The 24,373-nt window shown below is 73.5% G+C and carries 21 protein-coding genes; 8 read left to right on the top strand and 13 right to left on the bottom strand.

Going from position 1 to position 24,373, the window contains the following annotated elements; all coding sequences use genetic code 11:
* Positions 1–33: 33 nt before the first annotated feature.
* The 6 genes from AB0A61_RS14860 to AB0A61_RS14835 all read right to left on the bottom strand — a co-directional run bounded on the left by AB0A61_RS14860 (position 34) and on the right by AB0A61_RS14835 (position 10,039).
* Complete coding sequence (locus AB0A61_RS14860) at positions 34–480, bottom strand: type II toxin-antitoxin system PemK/MazF family toxin (protein ID WP_361291606.1); 447 nt, start codon at positions 478–480, stop codon at positions 34–36.
* A gap of 144 nt (positions 481–624) precedes the next feature.
* Positions 625–2,049: a M1 family metallopeptidase gene (locus tag AB0A61_RS14855; protein WP_361291604.1), complete on the bottom strand. Its 1,425-nt coding sequence runs from the start codon at positions 2,047–2,049 to the stop codon at positions 625–627.
* A complete protein-coding gene (locus AB0A61_RS14850; RefSeq protein ID WP_361291602.1) occupies positions 2,046–6,209 on the bottom strand; it encodes a Pls/PosA family non-ribosomal peptide synthetase in 4,164 nt (1,387 codons plus the stop codon). The genes AB0A61_RS14855 and AB0A61_RS14850 overlap by 4 nt, the downstream gene beginning before the upstream one ends.
* A 317-nt stretch (positions 6,210–6,526) precedes the next feature.
* Positions 6,527–8,038 carry an SPFH domain-containing protein gene (locus tag AB0A61_RS14845; protein ID WP_361291600.1) on the bottom strand — a complete coding sequence of 504 codons (1,512 nt, stop codon included), beginning with the start codon at positions 8,036–8,038 and terminating at the stop codon, positions 6,527–6,529.
* Between the two features lie 133 nt (positions 8,039–8,171).
* Complete coding sequence (locus AB0A61_RS14840) at positions 8,172–8,390, bottom strand: hypothetical protein (protein ID WP_361291598.1); 219 nt, start codon at positions 8,388–8,390, stop codon at positions 8,172–8,174.
* A gap of 176 nt (positions 8,391–8,566) precedes the next feature.
* A complete protein-coding gene (locus AB0A61_RS14835; protein ID WP_361291596.1) occupies positions 8,567–10,039 on the bottom strand; it encodes an amidase in 1,473 nt (490 codons plus the stop codon).
* 263 nt (positions 10,040–10,302) lie between these two features.
* Between AB0A61_RS14835 and AB0A61_RS14830 the strand changes: the two genes are divergently transcribed.
* The 3 genes from AB0A61_RS14830 to AB0A61_RS14820 all read left to right on the top strand — a co-directional run bounded on the left by AB0A61_RS14830 (position 10,303) and on the right by AB0A61_RS14820 (position 13,074).
* Entirely contained in the window at positions 10,303–10,914 is a 612-nt protein-coding gene (locus AB0A61_RS14830; RefSeq protein WP_361291594.1) for a hypothetical protein, read from the top strand.
* 259 nt (positions 10,915–11,173) lie between these two features.
* Positions 11,174–12,211, top strand: coding sequence for a permease (locus AB0A61_RS14825; protein ID WP_361291592.1), 1,038 nt, complete (start codon positions 11,174–11,176; stop codon positions 12,209–12,211).
* Positions 12,208–13,074 carry a TIGR03943 family protein gene (locus AB0A61_RS14820; RefSeq protein ID WP_361291590.1) on the top strand — a complete coding sequence of 289 codons (867 nt, stop codon included), beginning with the start codon at positions 12,208–12,210 and terminating at the stop codon, positions 13,072–13,074. Before AB0A61_RS14825 ends, AB0A61_RS14820 begins: the two co-directional genes overlap by 4 nt.
* Here AB0A61_RS14820 and AB0A61_RS14815 read toward each other — a convergent pair.
* Positions 13,058–14,050: an alpha/beta hydrolase gene (locus tag AB0A61_RS14815; RefSeq protein WP_361291588.1), complete on the bottom strand. Its 993-nt coding sequence runs from the start codon at positions 14,048–14,050 to the stop codon at positions 13,058–13,060. The two genes, AB0A61_RS14820 and AB0A61_RS14815, sit on opposite strands and share 17 nt — an antisense overlap.
* 290 nt (positions 14,051–14,340) lie before the next feature.
* Between AB0A61_RS14815 and AB0A61_RS14810 the strand changes: the two genes are divergently transcribed.
* The gene (locus AB0A61_RS14810; RefSeq protein ID WP_361291586.1) at positions 14,341–15,222 is read left to right on the top strand and encodes an LLM class F420-dependent oxidoreductase; all 882 of its coding nucleotides are present in this window, start codon (positions 14,341–14,343) and stop codon (positions 15,220–15,222) included.
* A 220-nt stretch (positions 15,223–15,442) separates the two neighbouring features.
* Here AB0A61_RS14810 and AB0A61_RS14805 read toward each other — a convergent pair whose 3' ends face one another.
* Entirely contained in the window at positions 15,443–16,006 is a 564-nt protein-coding gene (locus tag AB0A61_RS14805; protein WP_361291584.1) for an NAD(P)H-dependent oxidoreductase, read from the bottom strand.
* Positions 16,007–16,128: 122 nt separating this feature from the next.
* On the opposite strand from AB0A61_RS14805, the gene AB0A61_RS14800 reads away from it, so the two are divergent.
* Positions 16,129–16,809 carry a helix-turn-helix domain-containing protein gene (locus tag AB0A61_RS14800; RefSeq protein ID WP_361291583.1) on the top strand — a complete coding sequence of 227 codons (681 nt, stop codon included), beginning with the start codon at positions 16,129–16,131 and terminating at the stop codon, positions 16,807–16,809.
* Positions 16,810–16,816: 7 nt separating this feature from the next.
* On the opposite strand, the gene AB0A61_RS14795 is transcribed toward AB0A61_RS14800, so the two are convergent.
* Positions 16,817–17,953, bottom strand: a complete 1,137-nt coding sequence (locus tag AB0A61_RS14795; protein WP_361291582.1) for an NAD(P)/FAD-dependent oxidoreductase — start codon at positions 17,951–17,953, stop codon at positions 16,817–16,819.
* Between the two features lie 38 nt (positions 17,954–17,991).
* Positions 17,992–18,675 carry a TetR/AcrR family transcriptional regulator C-terminal domain-containing protein gene (locus AB0A61_RS14790; protein WP_361291580.1) on the bottom strand — a complete coding sequence of 228 codons (684 nt, stop codon included), beginning with the start codon at positions 18,673–18,675 and terminating at the stop codon, positions 17,992–17,994.
* Between the two features lie 172 nt (positions 18,676–18,847).
* Between AB0A61_RS14790 and AB0A61_RS14785 the strand changes: the two genes are divergently transcribed.
* On the top strand, positions 18,848–19,882 hold the full coding sequence (locus tag AB0A61_RS14785) for a LacI family DNA-binding transcriptional regulator (RefSeq protein WP_361291578.1): 1,035 nt from the start codon (positions 18,848–18,850) through the stop codon (positions 19,880–19,882).
* Between the two features lie 176 nt (positions 19,883–20,058).
* On the opposite strand, the gene trxA is transcribed toward AB0A61_RS14785, so the two are convergent.
* Entirely contained in the window at positions 20,059–20,445 is a 387-nt protein-coding gene (gene trxA / locus AB0A61_RS14780; RefSeq protein ID WP_361291576.1) for a thioredoxin, read from the bottom strand.
* A 119-nt stretch (positions 20,446–20,564) separates the two neighbouring features.
* Between trxA and AB0A61_RS14775 the strand changes: the two genes are divergently transcribed.
* Positions 20,565–21,995 carry an NAD(P)/FAD-dependent oxidoreductase gene (locus AB0A61_RS14775; RefSeq protein ID WP_361291574.1) on the top strand — a complete coding sequence of 477 codons (1,431 nt, stop codon included), beginning with the start codon at positions 20,565–20,567 and terminating at the stop codon, positions 21,993–21,995.
* Between the two features lie 26 nt (positions 21,996–22,021).
* Here AB0A61_RS14775 and AB0A61_RS14770 read toward each other — a convergent pair whose 3' ends face one another.
* Together AB0A61_RS14770 and AB0A61_RS14765 are read right to left on the bottom strand one after the other, a co-directional pair.
* Entirely contained in the window at positions 22,022–22,666 is a 645-nt protein-coding gene (locus AB0A61_RS14770; RefSeq protein ID WP_361291572.1) for a peptide deformylase, read from the bottom strand.
* A gap of 115 nt (positions 22,667–22,781) precedes the next feature.
* Positions 22,782–23,129, bottom strand: a complete 348-nt coding sequence (locus tag AB0A61_RS14765) for a tetratricopeptide repeat protein (RefSeq protein WP_361291570.1) — start codon at positions 23,127–23,129, stop codon at positions 22,782–22,784.
* 165 nt (positions 23,130–23,294) lie between these two features.
* On the opposite strand from AB0A61_RS14765, the gene AB0A61_RS14760 reads away from it, so the two are divergent.
* Complete coding sequence (locus tag AB0A61_RS14760) at positions 23,295–24,260, top strand: pirin family protein (RefSeq protein ID WP_361291568.1); 966 nt, start codon at positions 23,295–23,297, stop codon at positions 24,258–24,260.
* Positions 24,261–24,373: the final 113 nt, after the last annotated feature.

Genomic DNA, 24,373 nt, shown 5'->3' with positions numbered 1-24,373 from the left:
GCTTCCGCCGTACCGCCGGCCTCCGCCGTACCGCTAGCTCCAGCCGTACCGCTCCCGCAGCCGGTGGACCACCAGGTTGAACCGCATCCGGTCCAGCGCGCACGCCTCGCGGCGCATGCCCTCCTCGTGCAGCCGCAGCACGCGGTCGACGTCCACCCAGGAGTCGCGCCCGGACCGGTCCCAGGGGCCGCTGCCGATCGGCACCCACTCCCGGTCGCCGTCGTGCCGCTTGCTGGACAGCTGAACGGCCAGGAAGGTCCCCGCCGCCTCCCGGGCCACGACGAGCACCGGCCGGTCCTTGCCCCGCCCGTCGTTCTCCTCGAAGGGCACCCACGTCCACACGATCTCCCCGGGGTCGGGGTCGCCGTCGTGTGCGGGCGAGTACTCGGTCCGCACCCGGCCGACCTGGTGGGGGTCGGCCTCGGTGGTGGCGGAGGGGCCGTAGCGGCCGGGGACGTTCTCGTCTATGAAGGCAGTCACGCAGGCACCTTAGGGCTTGCGCCGAGGCGCCGTTGAACCGCCTGCCACGACCGACGCGCTCGACCGGCGGACCGAGGAGCAGCTTCCGCGCCTGCCGAACGCGCCTGCCGCCCCGGCCTGTTGCCGAGGGTCCGGCTCACGGCTTCACGAAGTGTCCCCGGTGTGCCGGTCCGCGGGCAGTGGTGGCAGGGGTTCCTCGTAGAGCCATGCGCGTAGCAGCGGCTCGGTCGCCGGCGGTGAGCAGCGCCGGACGTGGGCGATGAACGCGGGGGTGTGGGCGCTGCCGCCGCGGTGGCAGCGGTGCCAGGCCCGCAGCATGGCGAAGAAGCGGTCGTCGCCCATCGTCAGACGCAGCGCGTGCAGTGTGCACGCGCCGCGGGTGTAGACGCGGTCGTCGAAGATGCGGAGCCGGCCGGGGTCGGCGAGCCGCAGGTCCTGCGGGCTTGCCCGGAGTCTGCGCCACTCGGTCCGGGCGATGGTGTCGGCCGTGTCCTCACCGATGTGCTCCGACCAGAGCCACTCGCAGTAGGTGGCGAAGCCCTCGTTGAGCCAGATGTCGCGCCAGTCCCGCAGACTCACGCTGTTGCCGAACCACTGGTGGGCGAGTTCGTGGGCGACGAGCGTCTCCCACCCGCGGCTGCCGTCGACGTGGTTGCTGCCGAACAGGGACAGCGTCTGGTTCTCGACCGGCTGGTCCAGTTCGGTGTCCACGACCACCGCGCCGTACGTCTCGAAGGGGTACGGCCCGAACCAGGCGGTGAAGGCGCCGAGCATCCGCGGCTGGCGGCCCAGGTCGTGCCGGGCCTGCCGGGCGAGCCGCGGGGGATAGGCGTTGCGTCCGGTGACCGTCCGGCCGGTCGACCCGTCCCTGGCCGTCCAGGACTCGTGGTCGAAGCGGCCGGTGTACAGCGCGGCGAGGTAGGGCGCCATCGGGCCCGGGTGGTGGTAGGTCCAGCACTCCGCCGCTCCGTCGCGGCGCCGCTCGCGCAGGGTGCCGTTGGCGAGCGCCTGGTGTCCGTGCGGCACGGTCACCCGGAAGGTGAACTCGGCCTTGTCGTCCGGGCGGTCGTTGCAGGGAAACCAGGACGGGGCGCCGAGCGGCTGCGCCGCCACCAGTGTCCCGTCGTGCGCGTCTCCGGTGCGGTCCCAGCCGATCGGTCCGAACGGCGTACGTACCGGGCCCGGCCGGCCGCCGTAGCCGACCTCGACGGTGAACGCTCTGCCCGCGGTCAGCGGACCCGGGGTCGGCAGCAGCAGCTTGTGCTGCTGCTGCCGGGCACGGACCTCCACCCCGTCCACCCGCGCCGCGTGCACCCGCAGCCGGGCGAGGTCCAACTCCACCCGGGTGAGCGGCTGGTCGGCCACCGCCCGGATGCGGGCCCGGCCGTCGAGCCGCCCGGCGGCCGGATCGTAGGCGAGCCGGAGGTCGTAGGAGAGGGTGTGGTGGTCGTACGATCCGTGGCTCGCGAAGTAGCGCCGGGCCGGCGCCACCAGGGCGTCCGCGCCCACCGCGACGAGCGGGGCCAGCGCCGCGCCCCGGATCAGGGCACGTCGGCTGCACCGCTTCACGCCGCTTCACCGCCTCCCGTGCACGGAGTGACCGCGCGGGCGGCGGGAGCACCGGCGATGGGGTTGCCCGCCCAGCGCGTTCCGGCGGGCACGCTCTCGCCGCGCATCACGAGCGAGCAGGCGCCGACCGACGTGCCGGCGCCGATCGCGGTGCCGGGGAGGGCGATGCTGTGCGGTCCCAGCGACGCCCCGGCAGCCAGGTGCACGGTGTCCATCCGCATGATGCGGTCGTGGAACAGGTGGGTCTGCAGGACGCAGCCGCGGTTGACGCTGACGCCGTCGCCGAGGCCGACCAGATCGGTCTCCGGCAGCCAGTAGCTCTCGCACCACACCCCACGCCCGATGCGGGCCCCGAGGCTGCGCAGCCACCAGTTGACCGCGGGGGTGCCAAGGAAGGCCCGCACAGCCCAGGGCACGGCCAGCGTCTCCACGAACGTGTCGTACAGCTCGTTGCGCCACACGAACGAAGACCACAGCGGGCGCTCGACCGGCCTGAACCGGCCCACGAGGAGCCACTTGGCGCCGGTGGCGGTCAGGCACGCCAGCAGGCCCGCGGCCAGCAGCAACGGAGCGCCGGCCAGCGCGGCCAGCGGCAGACCGCCCCGGAACAGGGCGTCCTGCTCTCCCAGCAGCACGCACTCGGCCAGCGCGGTGCTCACCATCAGCGGCAGCACGCGGCACGCCTCCACCGCCGCGCGCGCCGCCACCAGCCGGCGGGAGGGGGCGAAGGTGCGCGCCGGGTCGATCCTGTCCGGCACCCGGGGCAGCGGCATGGCAGGCCGCCCGATCCACGACATGCCCGCCTCGCCCCGCTCCGGCGCGTCGGACAGCACGCCGACCAGGCTGTGGTCGGCGACCTCGCGCCCGGGACCGACGATCCCGGAGTTGCCGACGAACGCCCGGGTGCCGATGCGCACGTGCCCCAGTTCCATCCGGCCGCCGCGCAGTTCGAACGGTGCGACGAGGGTGTCGTCGGCGAGGAACGCCCCGTCCTCGATGTGCAGCAGGGACGGCAGCGGCAGCACGGTCGAGATCTCGGTGCCGCGGCCCACCCGGGCGCCCAGCAGACGCAGCCAGTACGGCGTGGCCAGGCCGGCGTAGACGGGGAAGAGACTGCTCCGGGCGCCGTCCAGCAGCCGGGTCACCAGCCACACCCGCCAGGCGACCCCGCCGTCCGCGCGGTGCGTGCCCGGCGTGATCGACCGGCCGAGCAGGCGCACCGTGACGGCGACCAGGAGTGACCAGCAGATCGCGGTCGTGACCGTGAACAGGGGTACGGCGGCGAGCAGACGCAGGGCCGCCGACGCCAGCGTCGGAGTGTCGCGCAGCAGCAGGTAGGTGACGAACAGGGCCGGTACGGAGGCCAGCAGCGGCACCAGCGGCAACGTGGCCAGGGACAGGGCGTAGGCCGGGTGCCAGCGGCGCCCGAGGCCGACCGGAGCCCGGGACGGCTCCCGGCCCGCGAAGGGACCGGCGGCCCCGGCCGAACCGGCCGAGTCGGTCGAACCGGCCGGACGAGCCGACACGGTCGCACGGGTCGAACCGGCCGAACGCGCCGGCACGGTCGGACGGGTCGAACCGGCCGGACGAGCTGAACCGGCCAAACCGGCCAAACCGGCCGAACGGGCCGGGGAACCGGCCCAGCTGTGGCCGTCCGGGATGCGGCCGTCCAGGCAGCTGCCGGCCGTCAGTTCCGCGTCCCGGCCCACGACGGAACCCGGCAGCAGGGTGCTGCGGTGCCCCACCCGGGCGCCCGCGCCGATCGTCACGCTCCCGACGTGCAGCGTGTCGCCGTCCAGCCACCAGCCCGAGATGTCCGCCTCCGGTTCCACCCCGCATCCGTCGCCCAGCCTGGCCAGGCCGGTCACCGGGGGCATGGTGTGCAACTGGACGTCCCGGCCCGTGGCGCAGCCCAGCAGCCTGGCGTACCGGCCCGCCCAGGGCGTCCCGAGCAGCGACGGCACACCGAACACCGCGACCGCCCGCTCGGCGCTCCACAGCCGCAGATGCGCGCCGCCGCCGCGCGGGTAGGCGCCGGGCGTGAGGGATCCGGCCAGCGCGCGGGCCAGTCCCGCCCCGATCAGGCACCGGAACGGGGCGCTGAACAGCACCAGCCAGCCGGCCAGGATCAGCCACCACGCGGTGTGCGGCGCCCAGGCCTGGGGCGCGACCCAGCCGATGATGTCGTCCGCCGCGGCCAGACCGACCAGGCCGCGCAGCCCCGCGATGCCGTAGGCGACCAGCTGCACCACGAACTGCACCGCGGCGGCACGCCGGGGGACCGGCCGCACGGGACCTGTCCCTTCCCGCCCCTCTTCCCGGTGGCCCGCCCGTGCGACCGGCCGCACCGGGTGCGATTCCTCCGCGGCGCCGTCCAGGGAATCCAGGTGCTCCGCCATGCGGTGCAGCACGGAATGGCGGTACAGGTCGGCCACCGACACCCCCGGGTGGTGCTCCCTGAGCACCGAGGCCATGCGCGCGGCGGTCAGGCTGGTGCCGCCGAGGGCCACGAAGTCGCTGTCCGGGCCGGGCCGGACGCCCAGGAGCTGCTCCCACACGTCCGCCAGCCGGGCGGCCGAGCCCTCCAGCCGGCCCGCCGTGCCGTCCGCGCCGCCGTCGGTGAGCGGCACCGGCCAGGGCAGCGCCCCGCGGTCCACCTTGCCGGATCCACGGGTGGGCAGGTCCGCCACCTCGACCAGCACGGGCACCAGCGGCGCGGGCAGCCGCTCCGCCAGCAGCGCCCTCGCCTTGTCCGTCTGGAACGCCGGGCCGTGGTCCGCGGACGACTCCGGGACGACGTAACCGACCAGCACCTGGGTGCCGGCCGCTGTCGTCTGCACGGCGGCCGCGCCACCGCGCACACCGGGCAGGGCGCACAGGGCCGCGTCGATCTCACCCAGCTCGACCCGCCGCCCGCCGAGCTTGACCTGGTCGTCGGCGCGCCCCACGAACACCAGGCCCTCGGCGTCGGCACGCACCAGGTCGCCCGAGCGGTAGGCGCGGGGCGAGTCCAGCGCCGGACAGGGCCGGAAGCGCTGCGCGTCCTTGACCGGATCGAGATAGCGGGCGGTGCCCACCCCGGAGATGACCAGCTCGCCCTCCGCCCCGTACGCCACCGGCGCACCGGACTCGTCGACCACCGCCAACTGCCAGCCGGCGAGAGGCAGTCCGATGCGTACGGGGTGGCCGGGCCTGAGCCGGGCCGCACAGGCCACCACCGTGGTCTCGGTCGGTCCGTAGGTGTTCCACATCTCCCTCCCCGGCCGGGCGAACCGGTCGACGAGCCCGGGAGGGCACGCCTCGCCCCCGAGGATCAGCAGTCGCACATGCCGCAGTGCCTCCTCGGGCCACATCGCCAGCAACGTGGGCACGGTGGAGACGACGGAGACACCGCGTTCGACGAGCCAGGCGCCCAGGTCGTGACCGGCCCGCACCAGTGCTCGGTCGGCCGGCACCAGGCAGGCGCCGGACCGCCACGCCAGCCACATCTCCTCGCAGGAGGCGTCGAAGGCGACGGACAGCCCGGCGAGCACCCGGTCGCCGGGCCCCAGCGGCCGCTCCCGCAGGAACAGAGAGGCCTCGGCGTCGACGAAGGCCGCGGCCGACCGGTGCGTGACGGCTACGCCCTTGGGCGCGCCCGTGGAACCGGACGTGAAGATGATCCAGGCGTCGTGCTCGGGCGCGGGCACCGGCGCGCCGCCGCCCGGCCGGGCCGCACCCGACGGCACGGCGAGGCCCCCCGGCTCCGGGCAGGGCCCGAGGACGGCGCACACGCCGGCCTCGCGGAAGACGGTGGCGGCCCGCTCGTCGGGATCGTCGGCGTCGACCGGTACGTAGGCGGCACCGCAGCGCAGTACCGACAGGATCGACAGGTACAACTCCGCCGTGCCGGACGGCACCCGGATGCCCACCCTGTCACCGGGGCCGATCCCGCGCTCGGCCAGGCGTCCGGCACGGCGGACGACCTCGGCGCGCAGCTCGCGGTAGGAGAACACCTCGGCGCCCGTGTCCAGGGCCGGGGCCTGCGGGTGTGCCGCGGCGGTGGCTTCCAGGACGTCGATGAGAGTGCGGGGCGAAGGGGGTTCCGCGGTGCGGAAGAGAGCCCGGTCGCCGGGTGGTGCCGGCGACGCGGGCGGCGGCTCGGATGCGGGCGAAGCCATGTGGTGCCTTTGCTGTGGTGCTGGAGGGCGCAAAAACCCTTGACGGTCAGACAGATACCTGGCAGCACCGGTGAGTTCATCGCCCTTCAGTAAGCAATGCACTGGAATTTACCCACTTCAGGGCGAGTTTCCCTTACGCCCTTAACGTCTGCACACCTGATTCCCAACCACTCATGGCACAGCCCGGGTGTGTCTCTCACTTTGCGTTCGGATTGCCCCGGTGCGTTCGAGCGCCGCACTACGCACGGGCCGCCCCGGTCCGCGCCACCGCGGGACCGGGACGGCCCGAATGCGTTGTCCGTTCCGCCGCTCGGTGCTCAGCCCTTCCTGTTCTCACCCTCGGTGCCGTCCACCGGCACCTTCTGCTTCTGCGCCACAGGCGGCACGGCCCCGTTGAGGGACGGTGAGGTGCCGTTCGGGCTCTGCCCGTTCTGGTTCATCGACGCGAGCAGCTGGCGCGCGAGGCCCAGTCCGGTGCCGCCCATGGTGAGCGCCTTGGCGAACAACTCGGCCATGCCGTCGGCGCCGTTGAGCAGCACCATGTTGTCGACGTTGCCGAAGGCGGACGCGCCGGCCTGGACGATCTCCGGCCACTTCTCGGCGAGTTGCTGGGCGACGACGGCCTCCTGGTTCTCGGCGAGGGCGGCCGCCCGTGCCTTGATGGCCTCGGCCTCCGCCAGACCCTTCGCCTTGGTCGCCTCGGCCTCCGCCAGGCCCCTGGCCTGGGCGGCGGCCGCCTCGGCCTCACCGGTGGCCCGGGTCGCCGCGGCCGTGGCGGTACCCCGGGTCTTCGTGGCCTCCGCCTCGGCGCCCGCGGCCGTCTTGACCCGGGTCGCCTCGGCCGCCGCAGCGAGCTCCGTCTCCTTCGCCTTGGCCTGCGCCGCCGAGATCCGCGCATCGCGCTCGGCCTCGGCCAGCGTGCGCTTCTCGTACGCCTTGGCGTCCGCCGGCTTGCGGACGTCCGCCTGGAGCTGCTGCTCCCGCCGGTGGGCCTCCAGCTCGGCGACCCGGGTCTCCTGGACGACGACCTCCTGCCGGGCGCCCGCGTCGGCGAGCGGACCGGCCTGCCGGGCCTTCGCCGCCGCCTTGTCCCGCTCGGCCTGATAGCCGGCCTGCAGGATCTCGCTGTCCCGGGTGGCCTCCGCCATCCGGGCGAACGACTGCTGCTCCGCCTCGGTGGCGAGACGGTTCGACTCCGCCTGCGCGATGCGCGCGTCCCGCTGGACCGCCGCCGCGTGCGGGGCGGCCAGGTTCTGGATGTAGCCGGTCGGGTCCTCGATCTCGTGGATCTGCAGCGAGTCGACGATCAGGCCGAGCTTCTCCATCTCCGTACCGCACGCCGCCCGGGTCTGCCCGGTCAGCTTCTCCCGGTCGCGGATCATGTCCTCGACCGTCAACCCGCCCACGATCGACCGGAGATGACCGGCGAAGACGTTGTGCACCCGCTCCGACATCAGCTTCTGCTGGTCCAGGAAACGGCGTGCCGCGTTGGCGATCGACACGAAGTCGTCGCCCACCTTGAAGATGACCACGCCCCGCACCTTCAGCGGAATTCCCTGGTGGGTCACGCAGTCCACGTGAAGTTCGGTCTCGTTGAGGTCGAGCGAGAGCTTGCGCACCGCCTGCACCCCGGGCAGCACCAGAGTGCCGCGCCCGGTGACGATGCGGAATCCCATGCCCTCCTCGAGCCCCTCGGTCCTGTGTTTGGAGCCCGAGATGATCAGTGCCTCGTTCGGTTCCGCGACACGCCACATCATCTTGAACAGACCGATCACAACGAGGACGGCAACGACCGCCACCCCCGCAACGACGCCGACGATCATCGGCATACGCCCCCTTTGCATGGTGCCCTTCCGGCACCGAACGAAGGGAGTCTGCTCCTGGGCAAGCCCCGGGTGAAGACGCTGACGGATCCTTGTTGCAATCTTGACGCGTAAGGCTCTCACCTGCGGCGAAGCGGGCTCAACTGTCGTAGGCGGCCGCGACGTAGACCGTCCTCGGTGGCAGGTACTCGACGACCATCACCACCGTGCCCCGCTCGATCCGGCCCGATCCGTCGGCCGGATGGGCGAGGAAGTGCTCCGCGCCGCCGCGCACCCGGACGATCACCTCACCGACGAGCCCGGGCCCGACCGTTCCGGTGACCCGCCCCATCAGCCCGACCATCGACGCATCGTCCATGGTCACAGCGTACGGGCGGAACGCGGTTCCACGGCCGGTGAAGTGCGGCCGGGAACGCACGGGCACGTCCGGACGGGCGCGTCGGGACGGGCACGTCCGCACCGGCGCGGCACTCCCACGACGGCACGGCCGGACCCGGGATGCCCGCGCCCGGCACGTGGGGCCGGACAGCACACCTAGACGGCCGGGGTGGCCGGGGAGTCCTCGGCGGCGCTCTCCGGCGGCCACAGCTCGTGCCAGCGCAGCTCCGCCTCCAACTGCGCGGCGAGCGCGACCAGTAGGGGTTCGCTGTTCGCCGGGCCGAGCAACTGGGCGCCCACGGGCAGCCTTGCGAGGTCCCGGCTCTGCCCGGACGGGGAGGCGCCCCCGTCGGTGACGAAGCCGGCGGGGACGTTCACACCGGGCCAGCCGAGCACGTTCCACGGCCAGGCGTAGGGGCAGGCGGCGATCATCGCCCGGTCGGTGGCCAGGCCGCCGAGGTTCTGCAGTGCGCCGATCCGCGGCGGGGGAGCGGCCGTCGTGGGCGCGAGGACCACGTCGTACGACTCGAAGAACGCCCCGATGCGCCGGTGCAGGACCGCCTCGGCCCGCCGGGCCGCCCGCAGCGGAACCCCTCCGAGCAGCCGGCCCAGCCGCGCGGCACCGTGGGTGCGCGGGTCGAGCAGGGCGGGATCGGGCGCGTCGCGGACCCGCTCGGCGATCCCGGCCGTGGCGCGGGGCACGAAGGTCAGCCCGATCTGCCCGTAGGGCGGATCGGCCTCCTCCACGTGGTGTCCCAACTCCTCCAGTTTCCGGGCGAGTCGGACCACCCGGTCCCGTACCTCCGTATCGAGGCGTGCGGGTACGGCGGTGAAGGGCGGCCTGAGGGAGAGCGCGATGCGCAGCCGGCCGGGGTCGCGGCCCACCGCCGCGAGGACGTCGAGGGCCGGGGGCCGGTGCGGGTCCCGCGGGTCGTTGCCGCTCGCCGCGTCCAGCAGCAGGGCGGCGTCGCGGACCGTGCGGGCCAGGGTGCCGTTGACCGTGATGCCCTGGAAGGACTCTCCGCGCGGCCAGGTGGAGATGCGGCCGCGCTGCGGCTTGATGCCGATCAGATGCGTCCAGGCGGCCGGGATACGGACCGAGCCGGCGCCGTCCGAGCCGAGCGCGGCCGGGACGAGCCCGGCGGCGACCGCGGCCGCCGAACCGCCCGACGAGCCACCCGGTGTGCGGTCGGTGTCCCACGGGTTGCGGGTCGCGCCGAACGCCGGCCCTTCGGTGAACGGCCACTGCCCGAACTCGCAGGTGTTGGTCTTGCCGACGATCACGGCGCCGGCCGCGCGCAGCCGCCGTACCGCCTCACCGTCCTCGGCCACCGGCGGGAACTCGCCCCGGCAGCCGAACGCGGTCGGCTCGCCCGCCACGTCCATGTCGTCCTTCACCGCAACGGGCACCCCGAGCAGCGGGCGCCGCACCCCGGCGGCCAGATCCCGGTCCGCCGCGTCGGCCTCGACGAGCGCGGCCTCGGCCCGCACGATCCGGAAGGCGTTCAGGGACGGCTGCGTCGCCTCGATCCGCGCCAGGGCCTCTTCGACCAGCCCGCGGGACGACACCTCCCCGTCGGCCAGTGCACGGGCGGTCTCGGCCAGACCTGCGGCACGGTCGAGCGTCATGCGGGACACCTCCGGGAGCGCGTTGTCTACTGAACGGTAACGTCAGAAGGAGTGCAGCGGAACGACCCAGGCACGGAACGGGAGTTCGCGTCGTGTGCCGGTCGCCGTCGCGTGCTGTCCTGGAGGCCCCCGCGGCCCGGATCCGACCGTGCCGCCGAAGCCGCCGCCGCCCCCGTGCGCCCCGGACGGGCTCCCCGAATCGCGTGCCGTGCCCGCACCACCGACGATGGGCTGCAGTCCCTCTCGCAGGAAGCGCTGACGCCATGCCCGATCGTTCCTCCCGAATCTCCGTGCTGCTGGTAGCTGCTCTGGCCTGTGTCGTCGTGGCGGGCGCCGTTTCGGGGTGCTCCGGCAAGGGCAACAAGGGCGCCTCCACCGGTCTCACCCCATCGGCGCCGAACACGGCGTCGTTCTCCGGGACGATCCCCTCCGCGCCGGCGTCCTCCGCGTCGTCCGCCATCGCCTCGGCACGCGCCTCGGCCTCGGCCGCGGCCTCCTCCGCGGCGGCGCGCGCCTCGGAGTTCGAGGCGTCCGTGTCGGCCGACACCGCCCGGGCCGCCGCGACCGCGGAGAAGGAGCTCAAGAACGTTCAGGGGCGCGGAAACGCGATCTCCGAAGTCGCGATGACCGGGCTGCCCAAGGCACAGACCGGAGGTGTGACCGCCGTCCTGGTCGCCATCACCAACAAGAGCGGTCACACCGCTTCGTACGCCGTCCAGATCGACTTCGAGGACACGGGCGGCCATGTCGTCGAGACCAGATACGTCGGTGCGCAGAACCTCAAACCCGGACAGCGGGCAGAGCCCATCGCGTTCAGCCGGAAGTCCGCCGGGCAGCAAGTGACGCCCCGCCTGGCCAAGGCCCAGCGCTACTGACGGCCGTCGGGGCGACGGCGTCCGTGGCGACGCGCGCGGTCGGCGCGCGGACCACCGCCGATGCGTGGACCAACTCCTCGACTCCCTCGCCACCCGCATCGACGGACCCCCGCCTGAACACCCGCCCGACCGTCGACCCGCACCACCGTCCCTGACCCGTGCGGACGGGTGTGCTCGGGGGTTCGTCTGCGGGTGCGGCACGGAGACGGGCCCGTCGCCCGCTATCTTCGAGCCGAACATCCGATCAGACGGAGCCGGTATGCAGACGACAGATGAACTGGCCGGGGAGGCGCAGGCCGCCGTCGCGGCCCCGGCCGCGGCCGGCGCGACACCCGCACGCGGCTGGCCCCGGTTCTGGCCGCTGTTGCTGCTGGGTGCCGCCGTGCTTCCCGGCGTGGTGGTCTTCGTCGTCGGGCGGTGGTCGGATGCTCCGGCCCTGCAGGCCTGGCGGACCGTCTGTCTCGCCGTCACCGTGCAGGCACTGCCCTTCCTGCTGCTCGGTACGGCCCTGTCCGGCGCCATCAACGCGTTCGTGCCGGAGCGGGTGTTCACCCGGGTGCTGCCCAGGCGGCCGGTGCTCGCCGTCCCCGTCGCCGGGGTCGCCGGGGCCGTGCTGCCCGGTTGCGAGTGCGCGTCGGTGCCGGTCGCCAACAGCCTGATCGGCCGGGGCGTCACCCCGGCCGCCGCCTTCGCGTTCCTGCTGTCGGCGCCCGCGATCAACCCGGTGGTGCTGACCGCCACGGCCATCGCCTTCCCGGGCAACCCCGCCATGGTGCTGGCCCGGCTGCTGGCCTCGCTCGCCACCGCCGCCGTCATGGGCTGGCTGTGGCTCTTCCTGGGCCGCGAGAAGTGGCTCCGCCCGACCGTGCGGCACACCGGACACCGGCCGGGACACAGCCGCTGGACGGAGTTCCGGCTCGGCTTCCAGCACGACTTCCTGCACGCGGGCGGCTTCCTCGTGGTCGGTGCCATGGCGGCCGCCACCTTCAACGTGGCGGTCCCGCGCTCCGTGCTGGACACGTTCTCCGGCTCGCCCTGGCTGTCGGTGCTGTTCCTGGCAGGGCTCGCCGTGCTGCTCGCGGTGTGCTCGGAGGCCGACGCCTTCGTCGCGGCCTCGCTCACCGGTTTCTCGCCGCTCGCGCGGCTGACGTTCATGGTGGTCGGACCCATGGTCGACCTGAAGCTCATCGCCCTTCAGGCGGGCACGTTCGGCCGGGCCTTCGCGTCCCGGTTCTCCGCTGCCACCACGGTCGTCGCCGTCCTGTCCAGCGTGCTGATCGGAGGGGCCCTGCTGTGAAACGCCCGCTGCAGGTGACCCTGCTCGTACTCAGCGGCCTCGGCCTGCTGCACGTCTCCCTCTTCACCGACCTGTGCCTGAGATACGTCCGGGAGGGAATGCGTCCGATGCTCATCGCGTCGGGCGCGGTACTGCTCGTGCTGGGCGTGGCGGAGGCGGTGTCACGCCCGAAGCCGCCGGTCACCGACGAACACGGCACCGGTCACGAGAGCGCGGGGCCCGGTGCCGGCGTCCACGACCCGGGCACCCACGAAGCGGGCGTCCCCGACGACGACGGCCACGACCGGGAAGGCAGCCCTCACGGCCACGACCAAAGCGACCACGGGCACGCGCACGGCCACGACCACTCGACCGTCCCCCGCGTCGCCTGGCTGCTGTTCCTGCCCGCACTGAGTCTGCTCTTCTACGCCCCGCCGGCCCTCGGCGCGTACACCGCCTCCCGCGAGGCCCCCAAGGCCGTCGCGCAGCAGAAGCACTTCGACCCGCTGCCCACGACCTCGCCGGTCCCGATGACCCTTTCCGAGTTCACCGGCCGGGCGCAGCAGGACCGCGCGCAGTCCATCAAGGGCCGCAGCATCCGGATGACCGGTTTCGTCACGCCCGACAAGCGGGGCGGCAGCTGGTACCTGACCCGGATCATCATCTCGTGCTGCGCCGCGGACGCCCAGTCCGTGAAGGTACGGATCTACGGTGATCCCGCCCTGCCCGCCAACACCTGGGTGGCCGTCACCGGCACCTGGCACCCCCACGGCACCCTGGGCACCAGGACCGCCGAGGCCGCGCTCGACGCCCGTACGGTCGAGAAGATCGAGCGACCGGTGAACGGGTACACGGACGACCTTCCGCTCACGCCCTCTCGCTGACGGCCGCCGCAAGCAGCCTGCGCAGCCAGTCCGTGCGCGCCGCTCGCGTGGCACGCGACAGTGCCGCCTGCGGCGCGAAGGCGTCGTAGCCGTGGAAGCCGCCCGGCCAGACGTGGAGTTCGGCCACACCGCCGGCCTGCCAGATGCGCGAGGCGTACGTGACGACCTCGTCGCGGAAGGTCTCCGCGGAGCCGACGTCCAGGAAGGCGGGCGGCAGGGAGGAGAGGTCCTCGGCGCGGGCCGGGGCTGCGTACGGTGACACGTCCGGGCCGCCGCGCCGGTCGCCCAGCAGCGCGGTCCAGCCGGTCTCGTTGGCCGCACGGTCCCACACGCCCGTGCCCGCCATCTGGTGGACGGACGGTGTGTCGTTGCGGTCGTCCAGCATGGGGCACATCAGCATCTGCCCGATCGGCCGCGGGCCCTTGCGGTCCCGCAGGAGCAGGGCGAGCGCGGCGGTCAGTCCACCGCCCGCGCTCGCCCCGGCGATGACGATCCGCCCGGGGTCGCCGCCGAGTTCCCCGGCGTGCTCCGCCGTCCACAGCAGGCCCGCGTACACGTCCTCCACCGGCGCGGGATGCGGATGCTCCGGCGCCAGCCGGTACTCCACCGACACCACGATCGCGTCCAGTTCCCTCGCCCAGGCCAGGGGCGCGTTGACGCCGACCCTGCTGCTGCCGAGGACCATGCCCCCGCCGTGGACGTGGTAGATGACGGGCCGGAGCACGTCCGGCCGCGGCCCGGTCGGGCGGCAGATCAGCAGGGAGATGTCGGGTGCACCCTCCGGACCCGGCACCGCACGGTCCTCCACCTCGAAGGCGCCGTCCATCGTCAGGTCCAGCGCGTCCAGCAGCTCCATGCCCGGGCCCTGCCGTGCCGCCTCGACGTCCTCCATGGTGAAACGCGGCGGCAGCATGTCCCTGAGCGTCTCCAGGGCTGCGGTGAGCTCGGGGTCGAACGGGGGCGGGACGGGCGTCATGGTTCCTCCTTGCGCGAGATCCTGGCGGCTCGTACGGCCACGGTGCGGGACGGCGTCAGGTCCGCGGACACCACCCCACCAAGCACGTTCCCCGCCGACGGCACTGTGGACCCGCATATTCCGGTCACCCGGTTCGGGTCGCCCGGTCCGATGCCGGTGCGCGCCCGGCCGTTCGGCGCAGTCCGCCCGGTGACCGTCCGGCCCGACACGGCGGTGAACCTTGACTTGGAGCACGCTCGAAGACCTAGCGTCGCAAGGGACGGTGACGGTCCGGGCGAACGGAGACGGCCATGCGGGTCGGCGTGCACATCAACCGGTTCAACCACACGGAAGGCGCCGCCGCCCTCGGCGCCGAACTGGCCGCCGCGGGACAGGCGGCCGAGGCGGCGGGCGTGAGCTGGCTGTCGGTCATGGACCACTACTTCCAGATGGAGTTCAACGGCGGCGCCGAGGACCCCATGCTGGAGGCGTACACCACGCTGGGCTTTCTGGCCGCCCACACCTCCACGGTGCAGCTCGGCGCGCTGGTGACCGGGGTGACGTACCGGTACCCGGGACTCCTCGCGAAGATCGCCACCACGCTCGACGTGCTGTCCGGCGGACGGGCCACGCTGGGCATCGGGGCGGCCTGGTACGAGCGGGAGCACCACGGCCTGGGCGTGCCTTTCCCGCCGCTCGCGGAGCGCTTCGAACGGCTGGAGGAAACCCTGCGGATCTGCCTCCGGATGTGGGACCCGCAGGCGGTTGGCCCCTTCGAGGGCAAGCACTACCGGCTCACCGAGCCCCTGTGCGTGCCGCCGCCGCTGAGCTCGCCGCACCCGGAGATCCTGATCGGCGGCGGTGGCGAGCGGAAGACCCTGCGCCTCGTCGCCCAGTACGCCGACGCCTGCAACCTGATCCCCGCCTCCCCCCAGGAGCTGCGGCACAAGTTCGATGTGCTGCGCGGGCACTGCGACGCCGTGGGGCGGGACTACGACGCGATCCGCAAGACGATCGCCTGCACCGGCGAGGCGGTCACCGACGAGGACCTCGACGCCTTCCTGCGGGACGTCGAGGGATACACGAAGCTCGGTGTCGACACGGTGATCCTCGCGCCGCGCGTGGGTGAGCCGGCGGGGTGGATCGAGCGCTTCGCGTCCCGGGCCGTCCGGCGCCTCGCCGAGCTGGACTGAGCCGAGCCGAGCCGAGCCGCGCCGCACAGCACCGCCCCTGCCCTGCACTGCACCGCCCTGCACCGCACAGCACCGCCCCTGCCCTGCACTGCGCCCTGCACCGCCCCCTGCCCTGCACCGCCCCGCGCCGTCCGGACACGGGAAGGGGCCGGAGCTGCGAGAGCGCCGGTCCCTTCCCGTGCGCACCGGTTCGGCGCCCACCGGTGATCCGGTCGGCCGGTCAGGCGGCCACGGCCTCGCCGGCGTGGCCGTGCAGGCGGGCGACGACCTCGGTCAGCTGCGCGGCGACCTCGGCGTCGTCGACCGGGTGGGTCTCGGCGAAGCGGGTCACGGAGCCCGGGATCGACAGCTTGAGGTCCTCGATCACCTTGCCGCCTGCGATGCCCACGGCCTTGCGCGTGTCGTCCTGCGCCCAGACGCCGCCGTACTGGCCGAAGGCGGTGCCGATGACGGCGACGGGCTTGCCGCCGAAGGCGCCGGCGCCGTAGGGGCGGGACAGCCAGTCGATGGCGTTCTTCAGAACGGCCGGGATGGTGCCGTTGTACTCGGGGGAGAAGAGCAGGAAGGCGTCGGCGGCCCGGGCGGCCTCGCGCAGCTTGGCGGCGGCGGCCGGCACGTTGCCCTCGACGTCGATGTCCTCGTTGTAGAAGGGGATGTCGGCCAGACCCTCGAACACCTCCACCTCGGCGCCCTCGGGGGCGAGCTTCACCGCCGCCTCGGCAAGCTGACGGTTGTGCGAACCGGCCCGAAGGCTGCCGACGAGCGCGAGGATGCGAACAGACATGGGGGACTCCAAACAAGAGGCTGAAACACTGGCGTCACGATCCGGACCGAGGTCCGGTTAATTTCCTACCAGGATAACCGGACCGCGGTCCAGTTTTGTTCCCCATGCTTTACGCTGTCTTCATGCCCAGCGCCCCGCCGCCCTTTGCCGACCCTCAGGAGCCCGTGAAGACGCCGGTGCTGATCCAACTCGGCGCCGGTGAGGACGAGCCCTGCCTGCGGGCCGACGCGGCACGCAACCGGGCCCGGCTGCTGGACGCGGCCGCCCGCCTGGTGGCCGAGCACGGCGCCTGCGCCGTCACGATGGAGGCCGTGGCGGCGGCCGCCAACGTGGGCAAGGGCACCGTCTTCCGCCGCTTCGGCGACCGCACCGGCCTGCTCAGGGCTCTGCTGGACCACTCCGAGAAAAAATTCCAGGCCGCGTTCCTCAGCGGTCCGCCCCCGCTGGGCCCGGGCGCGCCGCCACGGGAGCGGCTGAGCGCCTTCGGCTGCGCCGCCCTGCGGCGGGCCGCCGACGAGCTGGAGCTGCAGCTCGCGGCCGATCCCGGGCCGCAACGACGCTTTTCCGTACCGGCCCGCCAGGTTCACCACGCCCACCTGGCCATGCTGCTGCGGCAAGTGGTTCCGCACGCGGACAGCGAGCTCCTCGCGCAGACGCTGATGGGATATCTCGACCCCGCTCTGGTCCACCATCTGACCAAGGAGTGCGGGATGCCGATGGAGCGGGTGCAGGCCGGCTGGCACGACCTGGTCGCGCGCGTGACCTGTGCGTGCACCGACAGGGGTGCCGAGCCGCAGAAGTGAGCTCGGCTCAGCCGTGGTCGGCGAACATCTCCAGCAGCCCCTGCGGCGCGTCGTCGCGGAAGAGCAGGTCCGCGTTGGCGGCCGATCCGGCCGCGGCGGCCTCGCCGCGCGCGAAGAGCTTCTCCTCGTAGGCGGCCAGCGCGGCTTCGACGTCGCCCGGCCGGGCGGCCAGGAACTGGGCCAGTTCGGCGCCGTCGAGCATGGCGAGGTTGGCGCCCTCGCCGGCGAACGGGGACATCAGGTGGGCGGCGTCGCCCAGCAGCGTGACGCCGGGGACGCGGTCCCAGCGGTGACCGACCGGCAGGGCGTGGATCCGCCGCGGCACCAGCGCGCCGTCGGCCTCGCTGATCAGGGCCCGCAGGGTCTTGTCCCAGTCGGCGAAGTGCTCCAGCAGTCGGGCCTTCGCTCCCTCGGTGTCGGTGAAGTCGATACCGTCGAGCCAGTCCTCAGGGGCCCGGACCGCCACGTACACGTGCACGCTGCCGTCGGTCTCGCGGTGGGCCAGGAAGCCCCTGCCCGCGCCGAGCGCGAAGAAGAACCCGGTGCCGACCACCTCGGCGGTCACCGGGTGGCGTACGTCGGCCTCCAGCAGGTCGGCCTCGACGAACGACACGCCGCTGTAGGCGGGCCGCGCGGCCGAGACCAGGGGCCGGATCCGCGACCAGGCACCGTCGGCGCCGACCAGCAGGTCGGTGGTGAAGACCGAACCGTCGGCGAGGGTCACCTCGTGGCGTCCGCCGTCCAGCGGCCGCGCGCCGGTGACCTTGGCGTTCCAGCGGACGGTGCCCTCGGGCAGTGAGCCGAGCAGGAGGCCGCGCAGGTCGCCGCGGTCGACCTCCGGGCGCCCGCCGGTGCCGTCGTCGGCCTCGTCCATGAGGACCGTGGCGTGCTGGTCGAGGACCCGGGTGGCCTCGCCGCCCGGCAGGACGAGTTCCCGGAACCGCTCATGCAGCCGGGCGGCACGCAGCGCCTCCTGGCCGGAGTCCTCGTGGATGTCGAGCATGCCGCCCTGGGTGCGGGCGGAGGGGGAGGCGTCGAGGTCGAAGACGGCCGCCTCGATGCCGTGCACGTGCAGGACGCGGGCGAGGGTGAGCCCGCCGAGTCCGGCGCCGATCACGGCTATGGGGTGATGGGGCATGGCCATGGGACCCTCCTGGGGTCGGATGGGAGTGGCTGGTCGGGTCAGTCGGGAACGGCTGTGCGTTCGATCCCGTTGATCAGCGTTCGCAGGCCCCAGGACAGACGGTCCTCGGGCGTTCCGGACAGCAGTGGGCCGGCGAGTGCCGCGATGTGCGGATGGGTCCGCTCCGAGGCGCCGTGCAGGGCGCGGGTCAGGGCGTCCCACTCGTCCTGGACGGAGCCCGAGGCGTCGCGCCCGCTGTGTTCGGCGGCCGTGGCGGTGGCGTGCTGGAGCAGCAGGTCCACACCCCATGCGGCCTGCGCGGGCGGCACCCCGCCCTCGGCGAGCAGCACCAGCAGCGTCTCGATCAGGTTCAGGTAGTGCGGGCCGCTGGGCCGCGCCGTGAGGGCGGAACGGGCGATGCCCGGGTGCTCGAAGAGCATCGCGGTGTACGCGGTCAGCAGTCCTTCCAGACGGTCACGCCAGCTGCCCTCGGCGGACGGCGGCCCGACCGTGCCGAGCAGCTCGTCCAGAACGGCCGCGTGCAGCTCGGCGGTGTTGCGCACGTACACGTACAGCGAGGCCGGGCCGGTGTCGAGCTCCTGGGCCAGGCGTCGCATCGTCACCTTCTCCAGGCCTTCGGCGCGCAGGACGGCGACGGCGGCGGCGACGATGCCCTCCCTGGTCAGAGCGGGCTTGGCCGGACGTTCACGGCGGCTGCGCGGGTTCGTGGGGCGTGCTGTCATGCCGACACGGTAACGAACATGTTCGGTGCGAACAAGTTTGTTACGAACGTGTTCGCCAGTGGGTCGGGCGCCCCGTCCCCGTCCCGTCTCCTTCCCGTCCCTGTCTCGTCCCCGTCCCGTCCCGGACCCGCCCCCTGCCGCCGCCCCGGCTTCTGCCAAGATGCGGTGCGTCATGGTGCAGATACCGAAACCGCCCGCGCCCCCGCCGCCCGGACCGCGCTCCGCGCCCACGAGCGCCGACGTGGCGCGCCTGGCCGGCGTCTCGCGCGCGACCGTCTCCTACGTCCTGAACAACACCGGTGCCGTGCGGATCAGCGAGCCCACGCGCCGCCGGGTCCAGGAGGCCGCCAGGGAACTCGGGTACGTGCCGCACGCCGCCGCCCGCAGCCTGCGCGCCGGGCACAGCCGCATGGTGCTGATGCCCGCCCCCGCCATTCCGGCCGGCCCCCTCTACAGCCAGTTCATCAACGAACTCCAGTGGGCCCTCGGGCGCCTCGACTACACCGTCGTGCAGTACGGCACCGTCGGCCTGCACGGTGACGAGGCCGCCCGGGCCTGGGCCGAGCTTCGGCCCGTCGCCGTCCTGGTGCCCGGCTCGGGCCTCGGCCCCGACGGGGTGGCGGTGCTCAAGCGTTCCGGCGCCCGCGCCGTGGTCATCCTCGGACCGGAGCCCGTCGACGGAGCCCACGCCCTGCTCATGGACCACGAGTCCGTCGGCCACTGCGCGGGCGCCCACCTGTACGCCCGCGGCCGGCGCCGCATCGGCGTGGTCGTGCCCGGGGAACCCGGTCTGGAGCCCTACTCCCGGCCCCGCCTCGACGGCGTACGCCGTGCCCTGCACGGCACCGACGGCACGGTCACCGCGCTGCCCCTCGCCTTCGAGGAGCGAGCCGCGGCCCTGCTCGCCGCACGCTGGCGCGGCCTCGGCCTGGACGCGGTGTTCGCCTACAACGACGAGTACGCGATGCTCCTGATGCGCGCCCTGCAGGACGAAGGTGTCCGCATCCCGGAGGAGACGGCCGTGATCGGCGCGGACGACCTCATGCTGGGCCGGCTGCTGCGCCCCCGGCTCAGCACGGTCCACCTCGAACTGCCCTCCGGCCGCGACCTCGCCGAACTGGTCGACCGGGCCGTGCGCGACCCCGGCGCCGTGCCCGAGACGCACAAGGCGCTGGGCGCGACGGTGGTCCACCGCGAATCCAGCTGACCGGGCCGGAACACGGCGAGGCGGACAGGGGATCGGGACCGGGCGGGCCGGAACACGGAAGGGCCCCTTTCCGCCATCGCGGAGGGGCCCTGCGCGCCGTGGGAAAGCCCTGCCGGGTCGTGCCGGCCGTACCGGGTTGTGACAGCCGGCCGTACGGATGCCGTGGTGAGGAGCCCCTACTGGCCGTCCTGCTCCGCCTGCGCCTGCTGCTCGGCGACCGCCTTGCGCACCTCGTCCATGTCCAGCTTGCGGGCCTGCCCGATCACGTCGGTGAGGGCGGCCTCGGGCAGCGCGCCCGGCTGTGCGAACACGGCCACCTGGTCGCGGACGATCATCAGGGTCGGAATGGACTGGATCCCGAAGGCCGCCGCCAGCTCCGGCTGGGCCTCGGTGTCCACCTTCCCGAAGACCAGGTCGGGATTGTCCTCGGCCGCCTTCTCGTAGACCGGCGCGAACTGACGGCACGGCCCGCACCAGGACGCCCAGAAGTCGATGAGAACGAAGTCGTGGTCCGTGACCGTCTGGTCGAAGTTCTCCTTGGTGAGCTCCACGGTGCTGCTCATGGCGAATTCCCTCTTCCTGGTGTCGGGGCGAAGCCGTCGGCACAACACGGCCGACCCTACGGCTATTCCGCGCGCGTACCCGTGTGGCCACCTGGCACACCACCCGACAGACTGACCCCATGACGGAAACGGAATCCATCGCGTACGACGTCGTGGTGCTCGGTGCCGGACCCGTGGGGGAGATCGTCGCCGAGCGCACGCGCGCCGCCGGCCTCGCCACCGCGATCGTGGAGAGCGAGCTGGTCGGCGGCGAGTGCTCGTACTGGGCCTGCATGCCCAGCAAGGCACTGCTGCGCCCGGTCATCGCCCGCGCCGACGCCCGCCGCCTGCCGGGCCTGAGCCAGGCGGTGCAGGGCCCCCTCGACGCGACCGCGGTCCTCGCCCGCCGGGACGGGTTCACCTCCCACTGGGACGACACCGGCCAGGTCCAGTGGGTCGACGGCATCGGCGCCGAACTCCACCGCGGGCACGGCCGTCTGGCCGGTGCCCGCACGGTGACGGTGACCGGCCCGGACGGCGAGCGGACGGTGCTGACCGCCCGGCACGCCGTCGCGGTCTGCACCGGCAGCCGGGCCCAGCTGCCCGACCTGCCGGGCCTGGCCGACGTCAAGCCGTGGACCAGCCGTGAGGCCACCAGTGCCAAGCAGGTGCCGGGACGGCTGATCGTGGTCGGCGGCGGAGTGGTGGCCACCGAGATGGCCACCGTCTGGCAGGCCCTCGGCTCCCGGGTCACCGTGCTCGTACGCGGAAAGGGACTGCTGTCCCGCATGGAGCCCTTCGCCGGTGAGCTGGTCGCCGAGGCGCTCACCGAGGCCGGCGCCGACGTCCGCACCGGCACCTCGTTGGAGTGGGTGACCCGGGAGAACGGCACCGTCGTCGCGGTCACCGGCACCGGCGACCGTATCGAGGCCGACGAGATCCTCTTCGCCACCGGACGCGCGCCCCGCACCGAGGACCTCGGCCTGGACACCGTGGGCCTGGAGCCGGGTTCCTGGCTGGAAGTGGACGACACGCTGCGGGTGACCGGCAGCACCTGGCTGTACGGCGTCGGCGACGTCAACCACCGGGCCCTGCTCACCCACCAGGGCAAGTACCAGGCCCGGATCGCCGGTGCCGCCATCGCCGCCCGGGCCGCGGGCGTGCCCCTGCTGGAAACCGATCCCTGGGGAGCGCACGCCTCGACGGCGGACCACCATGCCGTCCCCCAGGTCGTCTTCACCGACCCCGAGGCCGCCGCCGTGGGCCTGTCGCTGGCGGAGGCGGAGCAGGCCGGGTACCGCGTCCGTGCCGTCGACGTGGACTTCGCCTCGGTCGCCGGGGCCGGCCTGTACGCCGACGGCTACCGTGGCCGCGCCCGCATGGTCGTCGACCTCGACGAGGAGATCCTGCGCGGCGTCACCTTCGTCGGCCCCGGTGTCGGCGAACTGCTCCACTCGGCGACCATCGCCGTCGCCGGACAGGTCCCGATCGACCGCCTGTGGCACGCGGTCCCCTCGTACCCGACGATCAGCGAGGTGTGGCTGCGGCTGCTGGAGGGGTACCGCTGCTGACCGCCCCGGCGGGCCGGTGCGGTGCGCTACGGCAGCTCGAAGCCCAGGGCCCGCGCGGCCTCCTTCGGTGTCGGCTGCGTCCAGAGCCGCGCCATCGCCTCGTGCGAGGACAGCGAGCGCAGCTCGGCGCGGTCGAGGTACAGGAGGCCGTCGAGGTGGTCCGTCTCGTGCTGCACGATCCGCGCCGGCCAGCCGCTGAACTCCTCGTCCACCGCGGCCCCCTGCTCGTCGTGGGCCCGCAGCCGCACCGTGGCGTGCCGCGCCACCACCGCCTGCCAGCCCGGGACGCTCAGACAGCCTTCGAAGAAGGCGGCACGCGCGGTGCCGACCGGCTCGTAGGACGGATTGACCAGCACGCGGAACGGCTGCGGCACCCGCCCGCGGGCCTGCCGTACCTCCTGGGGCACCGGTGCCGTGTCCTCGACGACCGCGATCCGCAACGGCACACCTACCTGCGGCGCGGCCAGGCCCACGCCCGGCGCGGCGTGCATGGTGCTGCGCAGTGCCTCGACGAACCGGGCGAGCAGCGCGGGCTCCAACTGGCCGTCGAACGGCGGGGTGCCGCGTCGCAGCACCAGGTCACCCGCCGCCACGATGGGCAACGGGCCTCCCGGGGCCAGGAGTTCCTCGACCTGCTCGGCAACGGGCGTACGCGGGCTGGGAGATGCCATCACGCCAGCATGCCACGGCCTGACGTCCTGCCCACCGCCAGACCGGGTTGCCGCCCCGCACGCCAAGGAGCCCGGCTCCCCTCGGGAACCGGGCCCCGAGCGGGCGGTCACCGCCTCAGACGGACTCGAAGTCGCCGGCGAGGGCCGAGGCGATCCGCAGATGCGACTGCGCCTCCTCGTGACGCCCCTGCCGCTGGAGGGTGCGCCCCAGCATGAGCCGGGCGTAGTGCTCCACCGGGTCGCGCTCGACGATGAGGCGCAACTGGGTCTCGGCGCGCCGAAGTTGGGCCGAGTGATAGTAAGCGCGCGCCAGCAGCAGCCGGGGTCCGGTCTGCTCCGGCACCTCCTCGACCAGCCCGTCCAGGACGCGTGCCGCGGCGACGTAGTCGCTGGCGTCGAAGAACGTCCGCGCGCGCTCCCAGCGCTCCGCCGGCGTTCCGTGCTCGTAGTACGTGCTGTCCACTCGTGACCTCCTTCCCCGCCGACAACAGAGCCAGATGGTTGAAAATTCCACCACCCGGGGCGGCTGTCGTCCGGCCCCGGTGATCGGAGCCCGACCGGGCGGCCTCCTGACGCAGGCCGGGCGACGCGCTGACGGAACAGCCCCCGCGGGTCTAGGTTGGGCGCCATGAGCAATCTTGATCGCGAGGCGGTTCCTGCCGTGTGCGGCGGCCGTGGTTTCGTGGTGGCGGAGCCCGTGCGCGAACTCCTCAGCCCTCGCGGCGTCAGGCTCGGCGAGTCCACCGAAGTGCGCCGCCTGCTGCCGAACCTGGGCCGCCGCATGGTGGGCGCCTGGTGCTTCGTCGATCACTACGGCCCCGACGACATCGCCGACGAGCCCGGCATGCAGGTGCCCCCACACCCGCACATGGGCCTGCAGACGGTGAGCTGGCTGCACGAGGGGGAGGTGCTGCACCGGGACTCGACCGGCAGCCTGCAGCTGATTCGCCCCGGCGAACTGGGCCTGATGACCTCCGGCCGGGCGATCAGCCACTCGGAGGAGAGCCCCCGGTCGCACGCCCGGTTCCTGCACGGAGCCCAGCTCTGGGTCGCCCTGCCCGACAGCCACCGGCACACCGACCCGCGCTTCGAACACCACGCCGAGCTGCCCGTCGTCACGGCACCGGGTCTGAGAGCCACGGTGATCCTCGGCGAGCTCGACGGCGCGACCTCGCCCGGCACGGCGTACAGCCCGATCGTCGGCGCCGACCTGGCGCTCGATCGCGGGACGGACGTGCGTCTCCCGCTGGACCCGGACTTCGAGTACGCCGTGCTGTCCATGTCCGGCGAGGCCCAGGTCGACGGCGTGCCGGTCCTGACCGGTTCGATGCTCTACCTGGGCTGCGGCCGCACCGGACTCCCCCTGCGCGCCGAGTCGGACGCCGGCCTGATGCTCCTGGGCGGTGAGCCGTTCGAGGAGGAGCTCATCATGTTCTGGAACTGGATCGGACGGTCCCAGGAAGAGATCGTGCAGGCTCGTGAGGACTGGATGACAGGGACCCGGTTCGGGGAGGTGAAGGGGTACGAGGGGACTCCGCTGTCTGCGCCGGAGCTTCCTTCGGTGCCCCTGAAGGCACGCGGAAGGATCCGCTGACCACGGCGCCCACGGCGCCCACGGCGCCCACGGCGCCCACGGCGCCCACGGCGCCCACGGCGCCCACGGCGCCCACGGCGCCCACGGCGCCCACGGCGCCCACGGCGCCCACG

This window comes from Streptomyces sp. NPDC046197 (genome assembly GCF_040646295.1).
Lineage (GTDB): Bacteria > Actinomycetota > Actinomycetes > Streptomycetales > Streptomycetaceae > Streptomyces.
This window is presented reverse-complemented; position numbering and strand designations above follow the sequence as displayed.

What these genes read in the sequence shown, in the direction of transcription:
- AB0A61_RS14815 (WP_361291588.1), bottom strand. Translation starts at nt 14,050, where the DNA reads ATGACGCCCGTCCCGCCCCCGTTCGACCCCGAGCTCACCGCAGCCCTG.
- AB0A61_RS14775 (WP_361291574.1), top strand. Translation starts at nt 20,565, where the DNA reads ATGACGGAAACGGAATCCATCGCGTACGACGTCGTGGTGCTCGGTGCC.
- AB0A61_RS14795 (WP_361291582.1), bottom strand. Translation starts at nt 17,953, where the DNA reads ATGGCCATGCCCCATCACCCCATAGCCGTGATCGGCGCCGGACTCGGC.
- AB0A61_RS14850 (WP_361291602.1), bottom strand. Translation starts at nt 6,209, where the DNA reads ATGGCTTCGCCCGCATCCGAGCCGCCGCCCGCGTCGCCGGCACCACCC.
- AB0A61_RS14785 (WP_361291578.1), top strand. Translation starts at nt 18,848, where the DNA reads ATGGTGCAGATACCGAAACCGCCCGCGCCCCCGCCGCCCGGACCGCGC.
- AB0A61_RS14835 (WP_361291596.1), bottom strand. Translation starts at nt 10,039, where the DNA reads ATGACGCTCGACCGTGCCGCAGGTCTGGCCGAGACCGCCCGTGCACTG.
- AB0A61_RS14790 (WP_361291580.1), bottom strand. Translation starts at nt 18,675, where the DNA reads ATGACAGCACGCCCCACGAACCCGCGCAGCCGCCGTGAACGTCCGGCC.
- AB0A61_RS14845 (WP_361291600.1), bottom strand. Translation starts at nt 8,038, where the DNA reads ATGCCGATGATCGTCGGCGTCGTTGCGGGGGTGGCGGTCGTTGCCGTC.
- trxA (WP_361291576.1), bottom strand. Translation starts at nt 20,445, where the DNA reads ATGAGCAGCACCGTGGAGCTCACCAAGGAGAACTTCGACCAGACGGTC.
- AB0A61_RS14770 (WP_361291572.1), bottom strand. Translation starts at nt 22,666, where the DNA reads ATGGCATCTCCCAGCCCGCGTACGCCCGTTGCCGAGCAGGTCGAGGAA.
- AB0A61_RS14810 (WP_361291586.1), top strand. Translation starts at nt 14,341, where the DNA reads ATGCGGGTCGGCGTGCACATCAACCGGTTCAACCACACGGAAGGCGCC.
- AB0A61_RS14830 (WP_361291594.1), top strand. Translation starts at nt 10,303, where the DNA reads ATGCCCGATCGTTCCTCCCGAATCTCCGTGCTGCTGGTAGCTGCTCTG.
- AB0A61_RS14760 (WP_361291568.1), top strand. Translation starts at nt 23,295, where the DNA reads ATGAGCAATCTTGATCGCGAGGCGGTTCCTGCCGTGTGCGGCGGCCGT.
- AB0A61_RS14840 (WP_361291598.1), bottom strand. Translation starts at nt 8,390, where the DNA reads ATGGACGATGCGTCGATGGTCGGGCTGATGGGGCGGGTCACCGGAACG.
- AB0A61_RS14825 (WP_361291592.1), top strand. Translation starts at nt 11,174, where the DNA reads ATGCAGACGACAGATGAACTGGCCGGGGAGGCGCAGGCCGCCGTCGCG.
- AB0A61_RS14805 (WP_361291584.1), bottom strand. Translation starts at nt 16,006, where the DNA reads ATGTCTGTTCGCATCCTCGCGCTCGTCGGCAGCCTTCGGGCCGGTTCG.
- AB0A61_RS14800 (WP_361291583.1), top strand. Translation starts at nt 16,129, where the DNA reads ATGCCCAGCGCCCCGCCGCCCTTTGCCGACCCTCAGGAGCCCGTGAAG.